The sequence below is a fragment of the Polaromonas naphthalenivorans CJ2 genome, assembly GCF_000015505.1.
Classification (GTDB): Bacteria; Pseudomonadota; Gammaproteobacteria; order Burkholderiales; family Burkholderiaceae_C; genus Polaromonas; species Polaromonas naphthalenivorans.
In genome coordinates this window covers 2,745,425-2,766,086 of record NC_008781.1, presented here as the reverse complement: position 1 = coordinate 2,766,086, position 20,662 = coordinate 2,745,425, and the positions used below count along the sequence as shown (strand labels likewise).

The window sequence follows — 20,662 nt, the reverse complement described above, 5'->3', positions numbered from 1 at the left end:
TCAAGCCTGCGACCCGGAAGCGCCGGGCGTGCGCGAATGGTCGAGCAGGAAATTTTTCTCGCTGACCCTGAGCCGTTCCGGGTCAGCCAGCGCTTCGTCCTTGAGGTCCACGCCGGTCAGTTGCCGCTGGCGGGCCTGCGACAACAAATAATGCAGCTTGTAGGCGGCTTCCTCGTAGCGCAGGCCGGCAGGGCGCACGTTGGAAATGCAGTTGCGGCTGTCGTCGAGCAATCCGACGCGGGGCATCCAGGTCAGGTACAGGCCCATGCTGTCGGGCGAACTCAGGCCCGGCCGTTCGCCGATCAGCACCACGACGGCCTTGGCGCCCAGCAGTTCGCCGACTTCGTCGCCAATGGCGACCCGCCCCTGGCTGACGATGCACAGCGGCGCGACGGACCAGTTTTCAGCGGCGATCCGGCGCTGAAGCACGCTCAGGAAGGGCGCTGCATTTTGCTCGATGGCCAAGGCTGACAGGCCATCGACCACCACGAAGGCCAGGTCGTAGAGACGAACGGAAGGCTCCGGGCCGGCAGGTTTCAATCCCTCCAGGGTTTCGCGGGAAGCGTCGTCAAGCCGGCGGCCCAGATCGGGCCGCTGCAGATAAACGGTGCGGTCGGCGGCGGCGCTGTGCAGGCTCAGGCAAGTCTGTTTTCCCGATACCGCGTTGAGCGATTGACTCAGACCCGGCACATCGAGCGCCACCAGAACCGCGTCGCGCGCCTGCGCATGGGCGAGTTGAAACGCCAGGTGCGCTGCCGTTGGCAGGCTCACACCGGCCCGGCCGAGCGCGATGCGGGCATCGGTGAACTGGCGCAGGGTTTCCCACGGATTGGCGGTGACGGGTGAAACTTTCGTGTTCATGGCGTGTTTTTTGTTCTCGGCATCAAGGCAGGCGCAGCAGCGCCTTGTGGAAAGCCGGCGGCAGCGACGGATTCAGCCGGAACTGCGCGTCCTTGCTGAAAATATCCATCTTCTGCAGCCAGGCCTCGAATTCCGGCGCAGGCCGCAGGCCCAGCACGCGGCGCGCGTACAGGGCGTCGTGGAACGAAGTCGTCTGGTAATTCAGCATGATGTCGTCCGAGCCCGGAATGCCCATCACGAAATTGCAGCCGGCCACGCTAAGGAGCGTCAGCAGCACGTCCATGTCGTTCTGGTCGGCTTCGGCGTGGTTGGTGTAGCAGACATCGCAGCCCATGGGCAGCCCGAGCAGCTTGGCGCAGAAATGGTCTTCGAGTCCGGCGCGGATGATCTGCTTGCCATCGAACAAATATTCGGGGCCGATGAAGCCGACCACGGTGTTGACCAGCAGCGGCTTGAACTGGCGCGCCACGGCATAGGCGCGCGCCTCGCAGGTTTGCTGGTCGATGCCGAAATTGGCATTGGCCGACAGCGCGCTGCCCTGGCCGGTCTCGAAATACATGACGTTGTCGCCCAGCGTGCCGCGATTTAAAGACAAGGCCGCGCTGCGCGCCTCGCCCAGCAGATCAAGGCTCACGCCGAAGCTGCGGTTGGTCGCCTCGGTGCCGCCTATGGACTGGAACACCAGATCGACCGGCGCGCCCCGGTTGATGGCTTCAATGGTGTTGGTGACGTGGGTCAGCACGCAGGACTGGGTCGGAATGGCGTACTGGCTGATGATGTCGTTCAGCATCGTTACCAGCCGGATGACCTGCGGCACATTGTCGGTGGCGGGGTTGATGCCGATCACGGCGTCGCCGCTGCCGTAGAGCAGGCCGTCGAGCAGGCTGGCTGCGATGCCGCTGGCGTCATCGGTCGGGTGGTTGGGCTGCAGCCGCGTGGCCAGGCGGCCGGCCAAGCCCAGCGTGTTGCGAAACCGGGTGACGACGCGGCACTTTTTGGCAACCAGGATCAAGTCCTGGTTGCGCATGAGCTTGGCTACGGCCGCCGCCATCTCGGGCGTGATGCCGGGCGCCAGCGCCGCCAGCGCCTCGCTGTCCACTGCGTCGCCGAGCAACCAGTTGCGAAAGTCGCCGACCGTCAGGTGGCTGACCGGCGCAAAGGCTGGCGCGTCGTGCGTGTCGATGATCAGCCGGGTGATTTCATCGCGCTCATACGGAATCAGTGCTTCCTTCAGGAAAGTGGCCAGCGGCACCTCGGCCAGCGCCATCTGCGCCACGGCGCGTTCCTCGGCGCTGTGCGCGGCCACGCCGGCCAGCAGGTCGCCAGAGCGCGCCGGCGTGGCCTTGGCCATGAGGTCTTTCAGGTCGTGAAAGCCGTAAGTCCTGCATCCTGCGGTGTGGGTGTACTGATGGCGTTTCACGGTGCGTTCAGATCAAATTTGGCAGGGTAGCTGGTGTTGCGTTGCTTCTATTCTGGGCGGTCAGCAGGAAATAGAAGTAACCAATTGCCATGAACGCCACGAAGAGGCCAAAAATCAGCGGGTTGTAATACACCATCGTCGCCATGCAGACACAGGCGCCCAGCAGCGCGAAGGCCGGGAAGTAGGGGTAGCAAGGCGCGCGGAAGGGGCGATTCATGTTGGGCTCGGTACGGCGCAGCTGGAACAGGCTCAGCATGCTGATGATGTACATCAAAATCGCGCCGAACACCGCCATGGTGACGATGTTGGCGGTCAGCGTCAGGCCGCCGATCTTGATCAGCTCGTCGCTGTAGATGGCGGCGAGGCCCACCACGCCGCCCGCCAGGATGGCGCGGTGCGGGGTCTTGAAGCGCGGATGCACGCTGGCGAAGTAGGCTGGCAGGTAGGCTTCGCGCGCCAGTGCAAAAATCTGGCGCGAATAGCCCAGGATGATGCCGTGGAACGAGGCCACCAGCCCAAAGAGGCCCAGCCAGACCAGCATGTGCAGCCAGCCGCTGTTCTCGCCGACGATGGTCTTCATGGCTTGCGGCAGCGGGTCGTTGATGTTGGCCAGCTTGGTCCAGTCGCCCGTGCCGCCGGCGAACACCATCACGCCAATGGCCAGCAGCACCAGCGTCAAAATGCCCGTGATGTAGGCAATCGGAATCGAGCGCCTGGGGTCTTTGGCCTCTTCGGCCGCCATGGCCACGCCTTCAATCGCCAAAAAGAACCAGATCGCAAACGGAATCGCGGCAAACATGCCGGGAATCGAGGCCGGGCTGAAGCTGTCCATTCCCGACCAGCCGCCCTTGGTGAAGTTGGCCATCGAAAAACCGGGCGCCACCACGCCCATGAACACCAGCAGCTCGAAAATCGCCAGCAAGGTGACCGCCAGCTCGAACGTGGCGGCGATCTGCACGCCCACGATGTTGAGCGTCATGAACACCAGGTAGGCGCCGACGGCGGCCACCTTGGGGTCGAGCGCCGGGAATTGCACATTCAGGTAGGCGCCAATGGCCAGTGCAATCGCGGGTGGCGCGAAGACAAACTCGATCAGCGTGGCCGCACCCGCCAGATAGCCCGCCGTGGGGCCGAAGGCGCGCTTGCTGTAGGCGAACGGTCCGCCGGCATGCGGAATCGAGGTGGTCAGCTCGGTGAAGCTGAAGATGAAGGTGGCGTACATCGCCGCGATGAAAATCGAGGTGATCGTGAAGCCCAGCGTGCCGGCCGACGCCCAGCCGTAGCTCCAGCCGAAATATTCGCCGGAAATCACCAGCCCGACGGCGATACCCCACAGCTGCAGGGTGCTGAGCACCGGGTTGAGCACCTGTGCGGCGTGCAAATTCTTGATAGGTTTCATCAGAGCGTCCTTTGGGTTCAATGACAACGGTCTGCTCAATGTAGCCAGCCTGGTTTTTGGGCGTTATCGAATTTCGGCAAAGTTTCAGCACGGGTTGCGGGTTTTTAGGGTTGACTTTTGCTCCGCAAGCGCGGCATGAGTTGTGCTTGGGCTTGAATCCTTGCGCCCAGCCGGGCGCTGTTGCTTCATGCCTGGAGGCGGTGCCCATGCCATTGACTTCAAACCCACGGCCCAAGGACTGGGCGTCATTTGCGCCATTTGCGCCATTTCAGGGCGAATCGCCCCGGATCAGAAAAGTCCAGGCGCATGACGCCGATGACCATGCCCGCAACCTGACCGCCTGGGAGCAACGCTACGACCAAGTCACGCGCGGCCCGTTCCACGGCACACTGACGGAGTTGCGGATGCCGGCAATGCAGGTCTTCATGGAGCACACCAGCCAGGCGGTCCGCCAGTCCTGCTGTGTCTGGCCCGATGCCTTCTGGTTCGGCGTACCCGGCGGGGCGAACACTGCGGGCGAGCGTTCCGGGATGAATGCCCGGATCAATGGCCGCCTCGGCGATGCGGACACGATCATGGTGCGTCCGGGCAACCGTGAATTTGAACTGCTCACCCCGGCCGATTACGCAATCTACGGCATCGTGATCAAGCGCGATTCGCTGCTGGTGACCGCCAGCCAGCTGGGCTGCCGCATCGACTGGGCACAGCTGGAGCGCGCCGAAGTGCTGCATGTGGCCGAGTCGGCCCGGCTGGCCTGCCAGCAGACGCTGGCCCGCCTGATTCTGCAAGGCCGTGCGGACAGCGAAGGCCAGCCGGTGGCCAGCGTGGCCTGCGCGGAGCAGGCCGTGATGCTGGCGGTGCTGTCCATGCTCGATGCCAGCGAGGTGGACAGCGCCGTGAGCAACAGTTTCATGCGACGCCAGCGCATCGTTGCGCGGGCGCGCGACTATGTGCTTGGGCATCGGGATCAGCTCGTCACCGTGCCGGAACTGTGCGAACGCCTGCATGTCAGCCGCCGAACCTTGCAATACTGTTTCGAGGACGTGCTGGCCATCAGTCCGATCCAGTATCTGCGGCTCATCCGGCTGAACGGTGCGCGCCGGGAACTGCGGGAGCGTTGTTCAGACGCCCGGACGGTGCGCGATATTGCGGCGGATTGGGGTTTTTGGCATTTCAGCCAGTTCTCCAGCGACTACCGCAAACTGTTTGGCCAGAGCCCGTCGGAGTCGCTGCGCCAGCGCATGCATTGAGCCCGCGCGACAGGCGCCCAACAAACCAAACCCACGGATGAGGTTTAGTGTGCTATGAAATATATAGCTTGCTATGCCCGTTCGTATTGCGCAAAAGGCTTATTTTGCTTGTAAAAATGGCCTAAACCGCCGCCCAGAACACGGCAAACCAGTCCTGCGGGTCGCTCCAGTGCCTGATGTGCCTGAATCCGGCCTGCTTCAGCAGGGCCGTCATGCTCTCTGCCGTGTATTTGTAGGAGCTTTCGGTGTGAATCCGCTCGCCCGCCAGGAAGCGACGCGAGTGGCCCGGCCAGCGGGCTGTCAGGTTGCACAGCGCTTGCAGGTGCATCTCGATGCGCGACTGCGCGGCATTGAACAGCGCGACATGCCGCCATTGCCGCACGTCGAAATCCGCCGCCAGCAAATCGTTGACGTTCAGGAGCAGGTTTTTGTTGAAGGCCGCCGTCACGCCCAGCGCATCGTCATAGGCCGCTTCGAGCGTGGCCCTGTCCTTGACCAGGTCGATGCCCAGCAGCAGGCCGCGCGCCTTGCCCCGTGCCGGATCGGCCATGTGCCGCAAAAACGCCAGCGCCTGCGCCGGCTGGAAATTGCCAAGGCTGGAGCCGGGGTAGAAAAACACCCGGTCACGCTCCTGGACCGCATCGGGCAAGGCCAGGCCGGCCGAAAAATCCATGCCGACGCCCACGATGTCGAGCGCCGGAAAACGGTGCTGCAACTGTGCGGCGGCATCGCGCAAAAAATCCACCGAAATATCGACCGGCACGTACTGGCGCGGGTGAAGATGGGGAATCAGGGCCATCGCCTTGGCGCAGTTTCCCGCGCCCAGGTCAATCAGGCACGGATGGCTCAAGCCATGTTCCGCCAGCGTCCGGGCCATCTGCCTGGAAGCCGCTTCAAAGATTGCGGCCTCGGTGCGTGTCGGGTAGTACTCGTCCAGCGCCGTGATGGCTTCAAACAGCCTGGAGCCCAGCGGGTTGTAGAAAAACTTCGGCGACACGCTGGCCGCTTCAGCCATCAGCCCTTCGGTGAGTTCCCCTGTGACGGTGCGGGCTTGCCGGCCTGGCGAATCCTGGGGGCACAGGTTGTAGAACCGGGGCGTCGGGACCGGCGGCGTGGCCAGCGGCAGGTCAAAAAGAGTGTCGTGGAGTTTCAAGGGCGGCCTTGGCGGTGGTACTGGAAACACCTGATTTAAAAACGGTTTCGGCAGGGCGCCTGTAGGACTACATCGTTTGAGGCGGCTGCCGCAGACCCGGTTTTGCGGACGTTTTGGCGCCAGGGTGCATGGTGGCACAATAGCTTTCAGACCTTTGCGGGGCCGCACAAGGCGGGATGCGAAGCCGGTTTCGCTGGCGTGCCCCATTTTTTTCAGCATCATTTTTAAGAATCCCGGTGTTTTATGGGCTCACGGACCGCATGGGGCGGCTTCCCGAGGCCCATTGACCCCTTGAAAGTGGATAAGATAATTCCATGTCGCGCTACAACACACCATTTGAAATTCACGTTCACGGCGAAGTGCCTTTGCGTGCCGAAGTCAGCTTTGAGCAACTGCAGGAGGCGCTCAAGCCGCTGTGGAAATACGGCGGCTCCAAGTCGCTGGCGGCAGGCGCGGCCAGCTTTTATGAAGAAGAGCCCGGCATCCGCTTCGATGCGCCCAAGCATTTGCTGCAGATGTGCTGGACGGTGCCCGGCGGCGACGATTTTCGCCAGGCGCTCGACGAAATGTGCATGGGCCTGAATGAGCTGGCCGAGGTCGGCGCGCCGATTGAAGTCACTTTCTACGATGCCGACTTCGACGAGGAAGAGGGCGGCAGCGAGGACGAGGAAGCCCGCGACGACTTCGTCATCTACTTTGTCGGCCCCACGCCGGCCGCCATCATGCAGGTCCAGCGCGACTTGCTGGTGCAGGACCTGATCGGCCTGATGGAGCGGCATTTCGACGGCTCCGAACTGGGCGAGGTCGTGGAAGCCGTTGACAAGCTGTTTGGCCGCCGCTTCGACGACCTGGCCAACTCCATGCAGCTCGGCCGGCCGCCACGCGGCCCGGGCGGCTCGCAAGGCGGCGCCGGCCACGGGACCGGCGGACGCAAGCCGCGCCACCTGCACTGAGCCGTGCCGACGGGTTCGGCGCCCGTTGCTTCACCGGCCAGCGGACTCCTGCTGTAAAGATCAGCCCAGCCCCAGCGCCTGGTACACGCGAAGCGCCGCATAGGCGTCGTTGGCGGCATAAATCAGCTGGGACTCCTGCAAATGCACATTCGCCCAGTTCGAGGTGGTGGCCTTGCGTGACTTGATGAAGCGCCGGTTGAACATCACCGCCACCGCGCCGCGCACGCCCATGTCCTTGCGGTAGCCGCGCTCCCTGAAGACGGTGTTCAGGTCCAGCACGCCCTGCGGATCGACGCCCAGTTTGTGGATGATGCGGCGGCGGTCGTCGCCCAGGCCAAAGCCGGCCTTGATCACCCGGTGGGTCTCCAGCAGCACGGCGACGGCGCGGCGGCATTCGGCGTCTTCCAGCTGAAAGATGTAGGCCTGCTCCAGCGTCGAAAGCTGCACGATGTGCGGTCCGGTGGAGGCTTCGTTTTTGGCGAACGTCGGCTTGGACTCGGTGTCGAAGCCCAGCGCCGTGACGCCATCGAGTTCCTCCAGCGCGCGGGCCGCCTGCTGGGGATTGGCGATCAGCTGGATCTGATGCAGGTTGAGGCGCTCGAAAGGCTCAAGCAGGGCAATCTGCTCTTTGTCCGGGGTGGGGTGGTGCTCGGTCATGAAATCCAGTGCGTGAAAATAGGACTAGAGCTTACAGCCGTACGCTTGTCAGCCAGCAACCCACCGCAATCGAGACACCATGGCCTCCGCCAAAAGCATCACCACCGAGAACTACAAGCTTTTCCCCTCGCCACGCAACCGGCACCGGGCGATTTTCCAGCATGAAGTGTTTGTGCCTTACCCCTACATGCTGATCGACCTGGAAAGCTACCACTTCAAGGGCCAGTACAGCCTGTTTGCCGCCTACCGGCTGAGCGACCAGAAGATGGGCCAACTGGTCACGCTGGACCTGCCGGAGGACGAGGCCAGGTTCAAGGCCCGGTTTGTTCCGGATTGAGAGTTAAAAGTGCCTTTTGCACATGCTGAATATGCATAAGCAGCTATATATTTTATAGCGAATTATTTACCTGAGCCGGCCCGGCACCGGGGTGTCGCGGCCGGGCGCCGGATACTGCGGCTGCCGCACGGGAGGCGGGAAAGGCAACCTGAAAATCGGAAATTCAGGCGCCGGCGTGACGCGGCTTCGGTTGCGGTAGTACAGCGTCCAGCCGATGGACTGCCGGATCGCTTCATCGGGCACCCGGTAGGCGCGGCCGTCCCCTAGCAGGCCCCGGCTGTTCACGTCAATGCGCCAGCCTCCGGGGGCCGTTGCGACGGCGGGCAGCAGGGTGCGGGCCTCGCCCTCGACCACGGTGATCTGCAGGTAAGGCCCGGCCCCGGCCGGCATGACGGCATAGGCGACCTTGCTGAACTGCTGGCTTTTGGTGCCCAGCGATTCGACGCAGGCGTCCGACTTGTCCACGAAAATCCGGCCGCTGCGAAACAGGCTCACCACCAGGCAGCCCAGATCCTGGAACAGGCTCGGGTCGGTGTTTTCGTCCATTTCGAGGTAGCCGCCGTTCCAGAAATCGATTTTCATGCGCGTTCCCGGGCCGGTGTAGAAACGGTCGCCGGCCAGCAGCGCCTGGCCGAGTTGCGCGGGCTGCCCCGCGCCGTGGTTGCCCCGGTCAACAAAGGCATTGGGCCCCTCGATGGACGTGATCCGGCCGACCGGGCGCAGCGTCGGCGGCCCCTGGCCCGTGCCGGGCGCTGGCGGCAAGGGCGCGCAGGCCGGCAGCAGCGCCACCAGCAGTGCGGCCAGGCTGATGAGGCCGGGCAGGTGCGGGATTTTTTGCGTGTTCATTTCGCGCCTCCTTCGGGACGTAAAAACAGGTTGGCCTGGCCGATCACCTGGATGGTCGAAACGGTCTCGCTCGGATACCACATGGCTTTGCGCTCGGCGGGCAGCCAGAGCAGCAGGTTTTTGTCGTTGCGTGTCATCAGGTTGCCCCTGACGGCCGGACCTTCCTTGAAGGCAAGGCTGGCGACCGGGTAAACCGCTGCGCGCACCAGAATGCCGAAGGCCACCGGCAGCAAGAGCGTGTACACCATGGCATAGACCGCCAGCACCAGGCGAAAACCCCGCGCCAGCAGTTGGGGCCTGATGGCGGCGTTGAAGGAAAAGGCCAGGCCGATGGCGATCAGCAGCGCCAGGTAGCCATCGAGCAGGCGCCTGAATTCAGCCAGCAAAAAGACGCTGCAGCGCTCGCCCTGCATCAGGAGCGAGGCCGCAACCGCCGGCGGCAAGCCGGTGCCGGCCAGCGGAATCAAGGCCCTGCAGTCATCCGTGGCCTGCACACCGGTGCGAAACAGCAGGCTGTCGATGCGCCCCAGGGCGAGCAGCGGGTAAAAGAAGCGGTCGGTGTGCGCAATCAGCAAAATGACCACAGCCGTGAGCAGCAGCGTGCCCTTGAGCGCCGGGCGCGCGGCGCCCAGTTCAGTGCGTTTGGCGCTCAGCCATTCGCCGACACGGCGCGCGCTTCGGGCAAGCGGCCCGATTTCGCCGAGCAAGGCCACCAGCACCAGCACGCTGACCCCTGCGGCGCCCAGCGCCAGGACCATTTGCAGCAGGTGGGCCGTGACCGCAAAGAAGAAGCGCGCGCCCTCAAGCAGCATGTCCTCGTGCTTGAAATCGACCACCCGCCCCAGCCCGAGCATCGTGAGGTGGGCATGAAATGCGTAGTAGCCGGTGGCGTAGCAGATGGCCGTCAGCGCGGCCAGCGCGCCGCCAAGCCAGGCAATTGATTCCTTGAGCCGCTGAAGCAGTTCCATGCCGCCTCCCTCGGTATTTTTACGACGATCCGGCAGTCCTGCGGCCGTGGCCCTCCCGGCAAGAGAGGCGCTGGCTGCCTGCGGCTGGCGCAGGCGGGCTGATTTCCAACTCTATACGCACCGCTGCTTGATGTCGGCATTTCAGCGCAGGCAAAGTTTCAGGAAACGCGTAAATGATGTTACGCAGTGAAGCTGCTTGCTGCGGCTCCTGGCCGGCTGATAGCTATAAAAATAATAGCTGCTTAGGCATGCCGGTATTGCGCTAACGGCTGTTTTTGATCGAATTTGCGGCTTCGGCGACCAGTGCCGGGCCTTTGTAGATCAGGCCGGTGTAGATCTGCACCACGTCGGCGCCCGCCTTGATCTTGGACACGGCGTCCAGCCCGCTCATCACGCCGCCCACGCCGATGATGGGAAAGCCTTTGCCCAGCGCGGCGCGCAGCTGGCCGATCACGCGGTTGCTGGCCTCTAACACCGGCGCGCCGCTCAGGCCGCCGGCTTCCTCGGCATGGCGCAGGCCCTTGACGGCGTCGCGGCTCAGCGTGGTGTTGGTGGCCACCACGCCGTCCATGGCGTGGCGCTTGAGCGTGGTGGCAATCACCGCGACCTGCGCGTCGTCGAGGTCGGGCGCGATCTTGACGAAGATCGGCACGCGCTTGCCGTGCCGGCCGGCCAGGGTTTCGCGGCGCTCGGCGATGCGGCCGAGCAGGGCGTCCAGCGCTTCATCGCTTTGCAGCGCGCGCAGGTTCTTGGTGTTGGGGCTGGAGATGTTGACGGTGACGTAATCGGCATGCGGGTACACGCCATCGAGGCAGATCAGGTAGTCGTCCACCGCGTTTTCAATCGGCGTGGCGGCGTTCTTGCCGATGTTCAGGCCGAGCAGCAGGGCGTTTTTCGCATTCTTCTGGCGAACGGCGGATTTCCGCACATTGGCCAGGAAGGCGTCCAGCCCGTCGTTGTTGAAGCCCAGGCGGTTGATCAGCGCGTTCGCTTCGGGCAGGCGGAACATGCGCGGCTTGGGGTTGCCGGGCTGGGCCTTGGGCGTCACGGTGCCGACCTCGACAAAGCCAAAGCCCATCGCGGCCAGGCCGTCGATGCAGCGGGCATTCTTGTCCAGCCCGGCGGCCAGGCCCACGCGGTTGGAAAACTTCAGCCCGGCCAGTTCGATGGGGTCGCTGACCTTGCTGCTGCAATAGGCCGCCGACAGCAGCGTTCCCTGGGTGCGCGCCAGCGAGGCCATGGTCAGCTCGTGGGCGGTTTCGGGGTCAAGTCCGAATAAAAAGGGACGGGCCAGGGCGTAGGGGAGCAGGGACATTGGATAATTCGGGCAGATGGCGGTGGATTTGCGCGGGCCTGGCAAAGCGCACTGGCCTGCAGGACATGAGTTCTGATTGTCGCAAAATCCCGCCTCGTCCCAACCCGATCCCCCAAACCTCTCCAAACCTCGCAAGGCACACCATGACCCAAGACGAACTCAAAACCCTGGTCGGCCAGGCTGCGCTGAATTATGTGGAAGCCGGCAGCATCGTCGGCGTCGGCACCGGCTCCACGGTCAACAAATTCATCGACGCGTTGGCGACCATCAAAGACCAGATTGCCGGCGCCGTGTCCAGCTCGAACGCCTCGACCGAGCGGCTGCAGGCGCTGGGCATCAAGGTGTTCGATGCGACCGAGGTGGACGAGCTGGGCGTCTATATTGACGGCGCCGACGAGATCGACCACGCCGGCTACATGGTCAAGGGCGGCGGCGCGGCGCTGACGCGCGAAAAAATCGTCGCCGCGCAGTCGCGCAGGTTCATCTGCATTGCCGACAAGTCCAAATACGTGGCCACGCTGGGCGGCTTTCCCTTGCCGGTGGAAATCATTCCCATGGCCACCCGGCGCATTGCGCGCCAGTTTGAAGCCATGGGCGGCGCGGCGACCGTGCGCCACAAGGACGGCAAGCCGCTGGTGACCGACAACGGCCAGCACATCCTGGACGTGACCGGCCTGAAGATTGCCGACCCGCTGGCCTTCGAGTCCGAGGTCAGCCAGTGGCCCGGCGTGGTGACGGTAGGGGTGTTTGCGTTCCAGAAGGCCCATGTGTGCCTGCTGGGAACGGACGACGGGGTTGAAACCCTGGTGTTTTAAGCCCGGCTTTCCCAGGCTTGCGGCCCCGGGCCAGCGCTCAGAACTTGATGCCGGCCGGGTTGCCGGTGCTGGCCGGCGGCTGGACCGGGCGCGCGGCGGGCTTGACGGCTTGTGCTTCGCCTTCCACTGCCGGCGCGGTGCCCGGGGCTGGCGCAACCGCGACCAGCGGCGCCGGAGCAGGCGGGCGGTAGTTGGACGGCAATGCCGACGACTTCGGATAGCCGGCGGCATTCAGGAATTGCGTCCATTCGGCATCCGAAAATCCCTTGAGCTGCTGGCTTCCGATGGTCAGGAAGGGCAGCGAGGTTTCACCGCTCAGGCGCTGCAATGCGCCACTGTCCGCCGCCGTCGTGACGGTTTTTTCGCTAAAGGGAACGCCCCGGCTGGTCAGCAGCGAACGGCCGGCGCCGCAAGGCGCGCAGTTGTCGGAGGTGTACAAAACCACCGGGTATTTGAGCGTCACCTGCCTCAATTCGTAAGGCAGGCCGGCAAAGGCTTCGCCGCCGGCCGCGCTGGCAGCAGTTTCGCTGACCTTGGCATTGCTGGCCGAGGGCGGCGGTGGCCGGTCGGAAAAAGTCACCTTGCCATCGGGCCCGATGATGCGGTAAACCTGCTGGGCCTGCAGCAGCGGCGATGCAAGGCTGGCAGCCACCGCCACCAGAGCCAGCAAGGTTTTTGGGGCCAGAAAATGCAGCTTGCTTGATTTCATGGGTTCCGGTCCGGTCATCTGGCGTCCTTTCAGCCGGGCTTTCAAGCCATGCCCTGGTGGCGCAGCAGTGCATCGAGTGAAGGCTCGCGGCCCCTGAAGGCCTTGAACGACTCCATGGCCGGGCGGCTGCCGCCGGCCTCCAGGATGGCCTGGCGGTATTTTCGGCCGGTTTCCACGCTGACCGTCGATTTGCCGGAGGCTTCGCCGGTCTCGCCGTTGGCGGCCGCGGTTTCTTCAAACGCGGCATAGGCGTCGGCCGACAGCACTTCGGCCCATTTGTAGCTGTAGTAGCCGGCCGCGTAGCCACCCGAAAAGATATGGCTGAAGGTGTGCGCCGTGCGGCTGTAGGCCGGGGCGGAGATCACCGCGACCTCGCGGCGCACTTCGTTGAGCAGGCCCATCAGGTCTTCGTCGGGGTTGTGCGAGGTGTGCAGCAGCATGTCGAACAGCGAAAACTCGACCTGGCGCAGCGTCTGCATGCCGCTCTGGAAGTTCTTGGCGGCCAGCATCTTCTCAAACAAGGCGCGCGGCAGCGGCTCGCCGGTATCGACATGGGCGGTCATCTGCTTGAGCACTTCCCATTCCCAGCAGAAGTTTTCCATGAACTGGCTCGGCAGCTCGACCGCATCCCATTCGACGCCGCTGATGCCCGAGACATCGTGCTCGTTGACCTGCGTGAGCATATGGTGCAGGCCGTGGCCGAATTCGTGGAACAGCGTGGTCACGTCGTCGTGCGTCAAGAGGGCCGGCTTGCCGCCGACGCTGTCGGCAAAATTGCAGACCAGGTGCGCGATGGGGGTTTGCAGCTTGCCGGTGTCGGGGCGCAGCCAGCGGGTGCGCACATCGTCCATCCAGGCGCCGCCGCGCTTGCCGGTGCGGGCCGGCTGGTCGAGGTAAAACTGGCCGACCAGCTGGCCGTCGCGCTCGATGCGGTAAAAGGCCACGCCGGGCTTCCACACGGGCGCCGAATCCTCGCGAATCTGCACTTCGAACAGCGTTTCGACAATCCTGAACAGGCCGGCGAGCACCTTGGGCGCGGTGAAATATTGTTTGACTTCCTGCTCGCTGAAGGCGTAGCGCGCTTCCTTGAGCTTTTCGCCGATATAGGCGTAGTCCCAGGCCTGCGGGTCGGTCTGATTCAGGTGTTCGGCCGCGAACGTGCGCAGGTCGGCGATGTCTTTTTCGGCATACGGGCGGGCGCGGCGGGCCAGGTCGCGCAAAAAGGCGACGACCTCCTCAGGCGACTGGGCCATCTTCGCGACCACCGAGACTTCGCCGAAATTCTGGTATCCGAGCAGCCGGGATTCCTCCTGGCGCAAGGCCAGGATTTCGCGCATCACGGCGCTGTTGTCGAACTGGCTGAACTCGGCCGGGGCCTGGTCGCTGGCGCGCGTGGTGTAGGCCTTGTAGAGCTTTTCGCGCAGGGCGCTGCTTTCGGCGAACTGCATGACGGGCAGGTAGCTCGGCATCTTCAGGCTGAGCCGGTAGCCCGCCTTGCCTTCGGCTTCGGCCTGCGCCCTGGCGGCTTGCAGCACGTCCTTTGGAATGCCCGCGACTTCGTCATCGGTGGCGTAGTAGGCAAAGGCGTCGGTGGCGTCGAGCGAGTTTTCGCTGAATTTCTGGCTCAGTTCGGCCTGGCGCTCCTGGATTTGCGCAAAACGCTCCTTGGCCGCCCCCGTGAGTTCTGCGCCGGACAGCACGAAATTGCGGATGGCGTTCTTGTGCGCCTGGCGCTGCTCGGCATTGAGGCTGGCAATGTCGATGGCCTTGTACTTGGCGTACAGGCGTTCGTCGGCGCCCAGCCGGGTCCAGAATTCGGTCACGCGGGGCAGGGCGGCGTTGTAGGCCGCGCGCAATTCGGGGGTGTCCGCCACGCTGTTCAGGTGGCCGACGACGCCCCAGGCACGGCCCAGGTTTTCGGTCGCCACATCAAGGACGCGGGCAATGCCGCTCCAGGTCGCCGGAAAGTCGCTGGCGGTGACCTGCGCCAGCGCGGTTTCGGCCTTGGCCAGCAAATCATCCATGGCCGGGCCGACATGCTCGGGCAGGACGCGGTCAAACAATGGAAGGTCGGAAAAGTCAAGGAGTGGATTGTTCATCGCGTCTAGCTGTGGGCAAGTGGGGTGAATCTAAAGGGCCGCAGGGTGTTTTTGACCCTGAGAAATGCAAAACCGACCAGCGAGGTCGGTTTTGCATCTGCAGGCAGGATCAGTCTTGCGAGCGTTTCTTGACACTGACTTGCTGCCTGGGTTTGGCGCGCTTGACGGTGCCGCCCGGCGTCAGGCGCTGGTTGCCCAGTACGCGCAGCATCTTGACTTCGGGCCGCTGGCCGTAGCGCGAGCTGTTTTTCAGCACCTTGACATCGCGCGGGCCGGCCATGCGGTCTTCGCTGACCTTTTTTTCCTTTTCCGGAATTGGCCGCCAGAACACCAGCAGCTTGCCGATGTGCTGGATGGGCGCGGCATCGAGTTCTTCGGCCAGGGAGCGGAACATTTCTTCGCGGCCGGGCCGGTCGTCGGACTGCACCCGTACCTTGATGAGGCCGTGGGCGTTCAGCGCCGCGTCGATTTCTTTTTTCACGCCGTCCGTGAGGCCGTCGGAGCCAATCATGACGACGGGGTTGAGATGGTGCGCTTCAGCGCGGTGGTCTTTGCGCTGGGCAGGGGTAAGTTGTATTTGAGCCATGCCCAATTATCGGTGGAGTCGGGAAGACGACAATAGGCCCCATGAAAGTAAATGCCAAGTCAGACCACAAGCTGCTGCCCAAAGTCACCAAGGTCGTCGCCAAGGGTGATGCAAAAGGTAAAAAAGTTAACAAAGCGTGGTTGCACGACCACATCAACGACCCCTATGTCAAACAGGCCCGCAAAGAGGGCTACCGTGCGCGGGCAGCCTTCAAGCTGAAGGAAATGGACGAAACGCTGGGGCTGATCAAGCCCGGCGACTGCGTGGTCGATCTGGGCAGCACGCCGGGCGCCTGGAGCCAGTATGTGCGGCGCAAGCTCTCGCCGACCGGGGCGGCCGTGGGGGCGCTCAATGGCCGCATCATCGGGCTGGACCTGTTGCCCATGGAGCCGATTGAAGGCGTCGTGTTCATCCAGGGCGACTTTCGGGAGCCCGAAGTGCTGGCAAAGCTGGAGCAGGCCTTGTCCACGGAGAAAGGGCCGGTGAAGGTCGATCTGGTGATTTCGGACATGGCGCCCAACCTGTCAGGCATCGAGTCGGCGGACGCGGCGCGCATTGCCCATCTGGTCGAGCTGGCGGTGGAGTTTGCCCAGACCCGCATGAAACCGGACGGCGCGCTGGTCGTCAAGCTGTTTCACGGCAGTGGTTATGACGACCTGGTCAAGCTGTTTCAGGCCAGCTTCAAAGTCGTCAAGCGCATGAAACCCAAAGCTTCGCGCCCCAATTCTTCTGAAACATTTTTGGTCGGCAGAGGCTTGAAAAACGTGACGCCCGTGTGAAATGCTTCGCCTGAAGCCAAAATATAGCGTTAAATCCGTGTCAAGCAAAGGGATGCAAGCCGCAATGGCTGGGTTTAAGCCCTTGAAACGCCTAAAATCAGGCGCATGTGCCATCCAATCGGTTTTGGATTCATACATCGGAGTAGTCCTTGAATAATCAGTGGTTTTCTAAAATTGCAATCTGGCTGGTCATCGCCATGGTGCTGTTCACCGTGTTCAAGCAGTTTGATACACGCGGCGGCGCAGGCTCGAATTACCTGGGCTACTCCGAGTTCCTCGAAGAGGTTCGCGGCAAGCGCATCAAGGCGGCAACCATCGCGGAAGGCCAGGGCGGCACTGAAATCATCGCCACCACGACCGACGACCGAAAAATCCGCACGACGGCAACCTACCTTGACCGTGGCCTGGTCGGCGACCTGATCGCCAACGACGTGAAGTTCGACGTCAAGCCGCGCGAAGAAGGTTCCCTGCTCATGACGCTGCTGGTCAGTTGGGGTCCGATGCTGCTGCTGATTGGCGTGTGGGTGTATTTCATGCGGCAGATGCAGGGCGGCGGCAAGGGCGGCGCGTTCAGCTTTGGCAAATCCAAGGCGCGCATGCTCGACGAATCGACCAATACCGTGACCTTTGCCGACGTTGCCGGTTGCGACGAAGCGAAGGAAGAAGTCAAGGAAGTCGTCGATTTCCTGAAAGACCCGGCCAAGTTCCAGAAACTCGGCGGCCGCATCCCCCGCGGCCTGCTGCTGGTCGGCCCTCCGGGCACCGGCAAGACCCTGCTGGCCAAGGGCATCGCCGGCGAAGCCAAGGTTCCCTTCTTTTCGATTTCCGGTTCCGATTTCGTTGAAATGTTTGTCGGCGTGGGCGCTGCCCGGGTGCGCGACATGTTCGACAACGCCAAGAAAAATGCGCCGTGCATCATCTTCATCGATGAAATCGACGCCGTCGGCCGCCAGCGTGGCGCTGGCGTGGGCGGCGGCAATGACGAGCGCGAACAGACCCTGAACCAGATGCTGGTCGAGATGGACGGCTTTGAAACCAATGTCGGCGTGATCGTGGTGGCGGCCACCAACCGTCCCGACATTCTGGATGCCGCCTTGCTGCGCCCCGGCCGTTTTGACCGCCAGGTCTATGTCACGCTGCCCGACATTCGTGGCCGCGAACAGATCCTCAATGTCCACATGCGCAAGGTTCCGCTCGGCCAGGACGTGAACGCCAGCGTGATCGCACGCGGCACGCCCGGCATGTCGGGTGCCGACCTGGCCAACCTGTGCAACGAAGCGGCCCTGATGGCGGCGCGCCGCAATGCCCGCACGGTCGAGATGCAGGACTTTGAAAAGGCCAAGGACAAGATCCTGATGGGTCCCGAGCGCAAGAGCATGGTCATGCCCGAGGAAGAGCGCCGCAACACGGCCTACCACGAGTCCGGCCACGCGCTGCTCGGCAAGATGCTGCCCAAGTGCGACCCGGTCCACAAAGTCACCATCATTCCGCGCGGCCGCGCCCTCGGCGTCACGATGAGCCTGCCGGCGCAGGACCGCTACAGCTACGACCGCGAATACATGCTCAGCCAGATCAGCATGCTGTTCGGTGGCCGCATTGCCGAGGAAGTGTTCATGAACCAGATGACCACCGGCGCCAGCAACGACTTTGAACGCGCCACGGCACTGGCCAGAGACATGGTCACGCGCTACGGCATGACCGATGCGCTGGGCCCCATGGTGTATGCCGAGAATGAAGGCGAAGTGTTCCTGGGCCGGTCGGTGACCAAGACCAACAACATGAGCGAATCCACCTTGCAAAAGGTCGATACCGAAGTGCGCCGCATCATCGACCAGCAATACGCCCTGGCGCGCAAGCTGATCGAGGACAACAAGGACAAGATGCACGCGATGGCCAAGGCTTTGCTCGAATGGGAAACCATTGATGTCGAGCAGATGGACGACATCATGGCCGGCAAGGAGCCGCGTCCTCCCAAGGACTGGACGCCGCGCAATCCGTCCGTTGGCGGTGGCGGCGGCAATGGCCCGAGCGGAGGCAGTCCTGCTGTCACAACCGATCCGGCGCCTACCGTGGCTTGAATGACCAGTCCAGTTCGCCAGACAGCATAAAAACCGGGGCAAGTCCCCGGTTTTTCATTGGGCTGACCATTTCTGGCAGAACTTAAATCGCCAACAAGGAGCTTTCGTGATCTGGCAAACCTCGCGCTTTCAGATAGACCTGTCGAAGCCTCGCGTCATGGGCATCGTCAATGCCACGCCCGATTCTTTTTCGGACGGTGGCACTTATTATTCGCCGGACAAGCACTTTTCAGGCGTATTGGGCCACTGCGAAAAGCTGCTCAAGGACGGCGCTGAGCTGTTGGACATCGGCGGTGAATCCACCCGCCCTGGGGCCTCTCCCGTGCCGCTGCAGCAGGAACTGGCGCGCGTGCTGCCGGTGGTCCGCCATGCGCTCACGCTCGGTGTTCCGGTCTCGGTCGATACCTACAAGCCCGAGGTCATGCGTGCCGTGCTCGACCTGGGCGCCGACATCATCAACGATATCTGGGCGCTGCGCCAGCCCGGTGCGGCGCAGGCCGTGGCTGAACACCCGAACTGCGGCGTCTGCCTGATGCACATGCACCGCGAGCCGCAGACCATGCAGGTCATGCCCATGCAGGGCGATGTGGTGGCACAGGTGCTCGTTTTTTTGCAGGATGCCGCGCGCGGCCTGCAAGCCGCCGGGGTTGAAAAGCCGCGCATCGTGCTGGACGCCGGTGTGGGCTTTGGAAAAACCGTGCAGCAGAATTTTGCGTTGCTGGCGCGCCAGCGCGAGTTGCTGGCAGCGGGCTATCCGCTGCTGGCCGCCTGGTCGCGCAAGTCGTCGCTGGCGGCCGTTTGCCTTGGCCCGGCAGGTGAGTCGCCGGACGTGGCTGAGCGCATGGTGCCCAGCGTAGCCGCCGCCTTGCTGGCGGTCGAGCGCGGCGCGCGCATCGTGCGTGTCCATGATGTGCGGGAAACCGTGCAGGCGCTCAAAGTCTGGACCGCTGCGAATTGATTAAGCGCTGCTGTTGATTTACCGCATGTACCTACCTCGTATTTAGCCCCAAGCTTAGGCAAAACCCCCCTCCCAAAATAGCCGTGAATGGTGCCAATCAGCAACGCAAGCGCACGGCAACGGGATTTAAAAGATCAATACACATGAACAGAAAATACTTTGGCACTGATGGCATTCGCGGCACCGTTGGGGAGGCTCCGATCACCCCTGATTTCGTCCTCCGGCTGGCGCATGCCGTGGGCCGCGTCCTGCGCAGGACCGAAGCGCGCCCGACCGTCCTGATTGGCAAGGACACCCGGATTTCCGGCTACATGCTGGAGAGCGCGCTGGAGTCCGGATTCAATTCAGCCGGGGTCGATGTGGTGCTGCTCGGGCCGCTGCCCACGCCCGGCGTGGCCTACCTCACGCGGGCGCAGCGTGCCAGCCTGGGCGTGGTGATCAGCGCCAGCCACAACCCGTTTGCCGACAACGGCATCAAGTTTTTCAGCGCGCAGGGCAACAAGCTCAATGACGAATGGGAGTTCGAGGTGGAGGCCACGCTGAAGGAAGAGCCGGTCTGGGCCGATTCAGCCTCACTTGGAAAGACCCGTCGCCTGGACGATGCGGCGGGGCGCTACATCGAATTTTGCAAGAGCACCTTCGCCCACGACCTGACGCTCAAGGGCCTGAAAATCGTCGTCGATGGCGCGCATGGCGCGGCCTACCAGATCGCGCCCATGGTGTTTCATGAACTGGGCGCCGAGGTGATTGCCATCGGCTGCGCGCCGGATGGACTCAATATCAACGATGGCGTCGGTGCCACGCACCCCCAGGCACTGGTCAACGCAGTGCTCGCCAACAAGGCCGACTACGGCATTGCCCTGGATGGCGATGCGGACCGGCTGCAGATGGTGGACGCGCAAGGCCGGCTGTTCAATGGCGACGAAGTGCTCTACCTGATGGTCAACGAGCGCCTTTCCCGGGGTGAGAAAGTCCCCGGAACCGTCGGCACCCTGATGACCAACATGGCCGTGGAAGTGGCCCTGAAGGCCAAGGGCGTGGAGTTTGTGCGCGCCAAGGTGGGTGACCGCTACATTCTTGAAGAACTCGAAAGGCGCGGCTGGCTGCTGGGCGGCGAGGGTTCCGGCCACATGCTGGCGCTGGACAAGCACACGACCGGCGACGGCCTGATCAGCGCCTTGCAGGTGCTGCAGGCTTGCGCACGCAGCAATCAAACGCTGGCGCAACTGCTGTCGGAAGTGGTGCTGTTTCCGCAAACCCTGATCAATGTCCGGCTCAAGCCCGGCCAGGACTGGAAGAACAGCGCGGAGCTGGCGGCGCAGACCAAAGCGGCGGAAATCGAGCTGGGCGACAGCGGCCGCATTTTGATTCGCGCCAGCGGCACCGAGCCGCTGCTGCGCGTGATGGTCGAGGCGCGCGATGCCGAACAGGCCAGGGCCTGCGCCGAGCGGGTGGCCGACGCGGTACGCTCCTGACCAC

Annotated in this window: 19 protein-coding genes; 8 read left to right on the top strand and 11 right to left on the bottom strand. The window is 63.3% G+C overall.

What is annotated here, in order from left to right; genetic code table 11:
- From eutC to eat, 3 genes are read right to left on the bottom strand one after another with little or no spacing between them, the layout of a single operon-like run.
- A complete protein-coding gene (gene eutC, locus PNAP_RS13120; RefSeq protein WP_011802006.1) occupies positions 1 to 861 on the bottom strand; it encodes an ethanolamine ammonia-lyase subunit EutC in 861 nt (286 codons plus the stop codon).
- A 22-nt stretch (positions 862 to 883) separates the two neighbouring features.
- Entirely contained in the window at positions 884 to 2,281 is a 1,398-nt protein-coding gene (locus tag PNAP_RS13115) for an ethanolamine ammonia-lyase subunit EutB (RefSeq protein ID WP_011802005.1), read from the bottom strand.
- A 7-nt stretch (positions 2,282 to 2,288) separates the two neighbouring features.
- A complete protein-coding gene (gene eat, locus PNAP_RS13110; RefSeq protein WP_011802004.1) occupies positions 2,289 to 3,680 on the bottom strand; it encodes an ethanolamine permease in 1,392 nt (463 codons plus the stop codon).
- A gap of 206 nt (positions 3,681 to 3,886) precedes the next feature.
- On the opposite strand from eat, the gene PNAP_RS13105 reads away from it, so the two are divergent.
- Positions 3,887 to 4,930, top strand: a complete 1,044-nt coding sequence (locus PNAP_RS13105; protein WP_011802003.1) for a helix-turn-helix domain-containing protein — start codon at positions 3,887 to 3,889, stop codon at positions 4,928 to 4,930.
- A gap of 121 nt (positions 4,931 to 5,051) precedes the next feature.
- On the opposite strand, the gene egtD is transcribed toward PNAP_RS13105, so the two are convergent.
- Positions 5,052 to 6,083, bottom strand: a complete 1,032-nt coding sequence (gene egtD / locus PNAP_RS13100) for an L-histidine N(alpha)-methyltransferase (protein WP_408633717.1) — start codon at positions 6,081 to 6,083, stop codon at positions 5,052 to 5,054.
- 314 nt (positions 6,084 to 6,397) lie between these two features.
- Here egtD and PNAP_RS13095 point away from each other — a divergent pair, with 314 nt between their 5' ends.
- Positions 6,398 to 7,036, top strand: a complete 639-nt coding sequence (locus tag PNAP_RS13095; protein WP_011802001.1) for a DUF6806 family protein — start codon at positions 6,398 to 6,400, stop codon at positions 7,034 to 7,036.
- Between the two features lie 60 nt (positions 7,037 to 7,096).
- On the opposite strand, the gene PNAP_RS13090 is transcribed toward PNAP_RS13095, so the two are convergent.
- Positions 7,097 to 7,693, bottom strand: coding sequence for a 3'-5' exonuclease (locus PNAP_RS13090; protein WP_011802000.1), 597 nt, complete (start codon positions 7,691 to 7,693; stop codon positions 7,097 to 7,099).
- Positions 7,694 to 7,772: 79 nt separating this feature from the next.
- On the opposite strand from PNAP_RS13090, the gene PNAP_RS13085 reads away from it, so the two are divergent.
- On the top strand, positions 7,773 to 8,030 hold the full coding sequence (locus PNAP_RS13085; RefSeq protein WP_011801999.1) for a hypothetical protein: 258 nt from the start codon (positions 7,773 to 7,775) through the stop codon (positions 8,028 to 8,030).
- 66 nt (positions 8,031 to 8,096) lie between these two features.
- On the opposite strand, the gene PNAP_RS13080 is transcribed toward PNAP_RS13085, so the two are convergent.
- The 3 genes from PNAP_RS13080 to PNAP_RS13070 form a co-directional block, all read right to left on the bottom strand.
- Positions 8,097 to 8,876, bottom strand: a complete 780-nt coding sequence (locus PNAP_RS13080) for a hypothetical protein (protein WP_011801998.1) — start codon at positions 8,874 to 8,876, stop codon at positions 8,097 to 8,099.
- The gene (locus PNAP_RS13075; RefSeq protein ID WP_011801997.1) at positions 8,873 to 9,844 is read right to left on the bottom strand and encodes a hypothetical protein; all 972 of its coding nucleotides are present in this window, start codon (positions 9,842 to 9,844) and stop codon (positions 8,873 to 8,875) included. The genes PNAP_RS13080 and PNAP_RS13075 overlap by 4 nt, the downstream gene beginning before the upstream one ends.
- A 262-nt stretch (positions 9,845 to 10,106) precedes the next feature.
- On the bottom strand, positions 10,107 to 11,159 hold the full coding sequence (locus PNAP_RS13070; protein ID WP_011801996.1) for a quinone-dependent dihydroorotate dehydrogenase: 1,053 nt from the start codon (positions 11,157 to 11,159) through the stop codon (positions 10,107 to 10,109).
- Positions 11,160 to 11,302: 143 nt separating this feature from the next.
- Here PNAP_RS13070 and rpiA point away from each other — a divergent pair, with 143 nt between their 5' ends.
- Positions 11,303 to 11,974 carry a ribose-5-phosphate isomerase RpiA gene (rpiA, locus tag PNAP_RS13065; protein ID WP_041376698.1) on the top strand — a complete coding sequence of 224 codons (672 nt, stop codon included), beginning with the start codon at positions 11,303 to 11,305 and terminating at the stop codon, positions 11,972 to 11,974.
- Positions 11,975 to 12,011: 37 nt separating this feature from the next.
- On the opposite strand, the gene PNAP_RS13060 is transcribed toward rpiA, so the two are convergent.
- The 3 genes from PNAP_RS13060 to yhbY form a co-directional block, all read right to left on the bottom strand.
- Positions 12,012 to 12,683 carry a glutaredoxin family protein gene (locus PNAP_RS13060; protein WP_157040285.1) on the bottom strand — a complete coding sequence of 224 codons (672 nt, stop codon included), beginning with the start codon at positions 12,681 to 12,683 and terminating at the stop codon, positions 12,012 to 12,014.
- Positions 12,684 to 12,724: 41 nt separating this feature from the next.
- A complete protein-coding gene (locus tag PNAP_RS13055; RefSeq protein ID WP_011801993.1) occupies positions 12,725 to 14,782 on the bottom strand; it encodes a M3 family metallopeptidase in 2,058 nt (685 codons plus the stop codon).
- Positions 14,783 to 14,891: 109 nt separating this feature from the next.
- Positions 14,892 to 15,368, bottom strand: a complete 477-nt coding sequence (gene yhbY, locus PNAP_RS13050) for a ribosome assembly RNA-binding protein YhbY (protein ID WP_011801992.1) — start codon at positions 15,366 to 15,368, stop codon at positions 14,892 to 14,894.
- A gap of 41 nt (positions 15,369 to 15,409) precedes the next feature.
- Here yhbY and PNAP_RS13045 point away from each other — a divergent pair, with 41 nt between their 5' ends.
- From PNAP_RS13045 to glmM, 4 genes are all read left to right on the top strand, one after another.
- Positions 15,410 to 16,147, top strand: a complete 738-nt coding sequence (locus PNAP_RS13045) for an RlmE family RNA methyltransferase (RefSeq protein WP_011801991.1) — start codon at positions 15,410 to 15,412, stop codon at positions 16,145 to 16,147.
- A gap of 149 nt (positions 16,148 to 16,296) precedes the next feature.
- On the top strand, positions 16,297 to 18,225 hold the full coding sequence (gene ftsH, locus PNAP_RS13040) for an ATP-dependent zinc metalloprotease FtsH (protein WP_011801990.1): 1,929 nt from the start codon (positions 16,297 to 16,299) through the stop codon (positions 18,223 to 18,225).
- A 106-nt stretch (positions 18,226 to 18,331) separates the two neighbouring features.
- Positions 18,332 to 19,183 (top strand): dihydropteroate synthase, encoded by an 852-nt coding sequence (gene folP, locus PNAP_RS13035; RefSeq protein ID WP_011801989.1) that lies wholly within the window; start codon positions 18,332 to 18,334, stop codon positions 19,181 to 19,183.
- A gap of 143 nt (positions 19,184 to 19,326) precedes the next feature.
- On the top strand, positions 19,327 to 20,658 hold the full coding sequence (gene glmM / locus PNAP_RS13030; RefSeq protein WP_011801988.1) for a phosphoglucosamine mutase: 1,332 nt from the start codon (positions 19,327 to 19,329) through the stop codon (positions 20,656 to 20,658).
- The last annotated feature ends 4 nt before the right edge of the window (positions 20,659 to 20,662 follow it).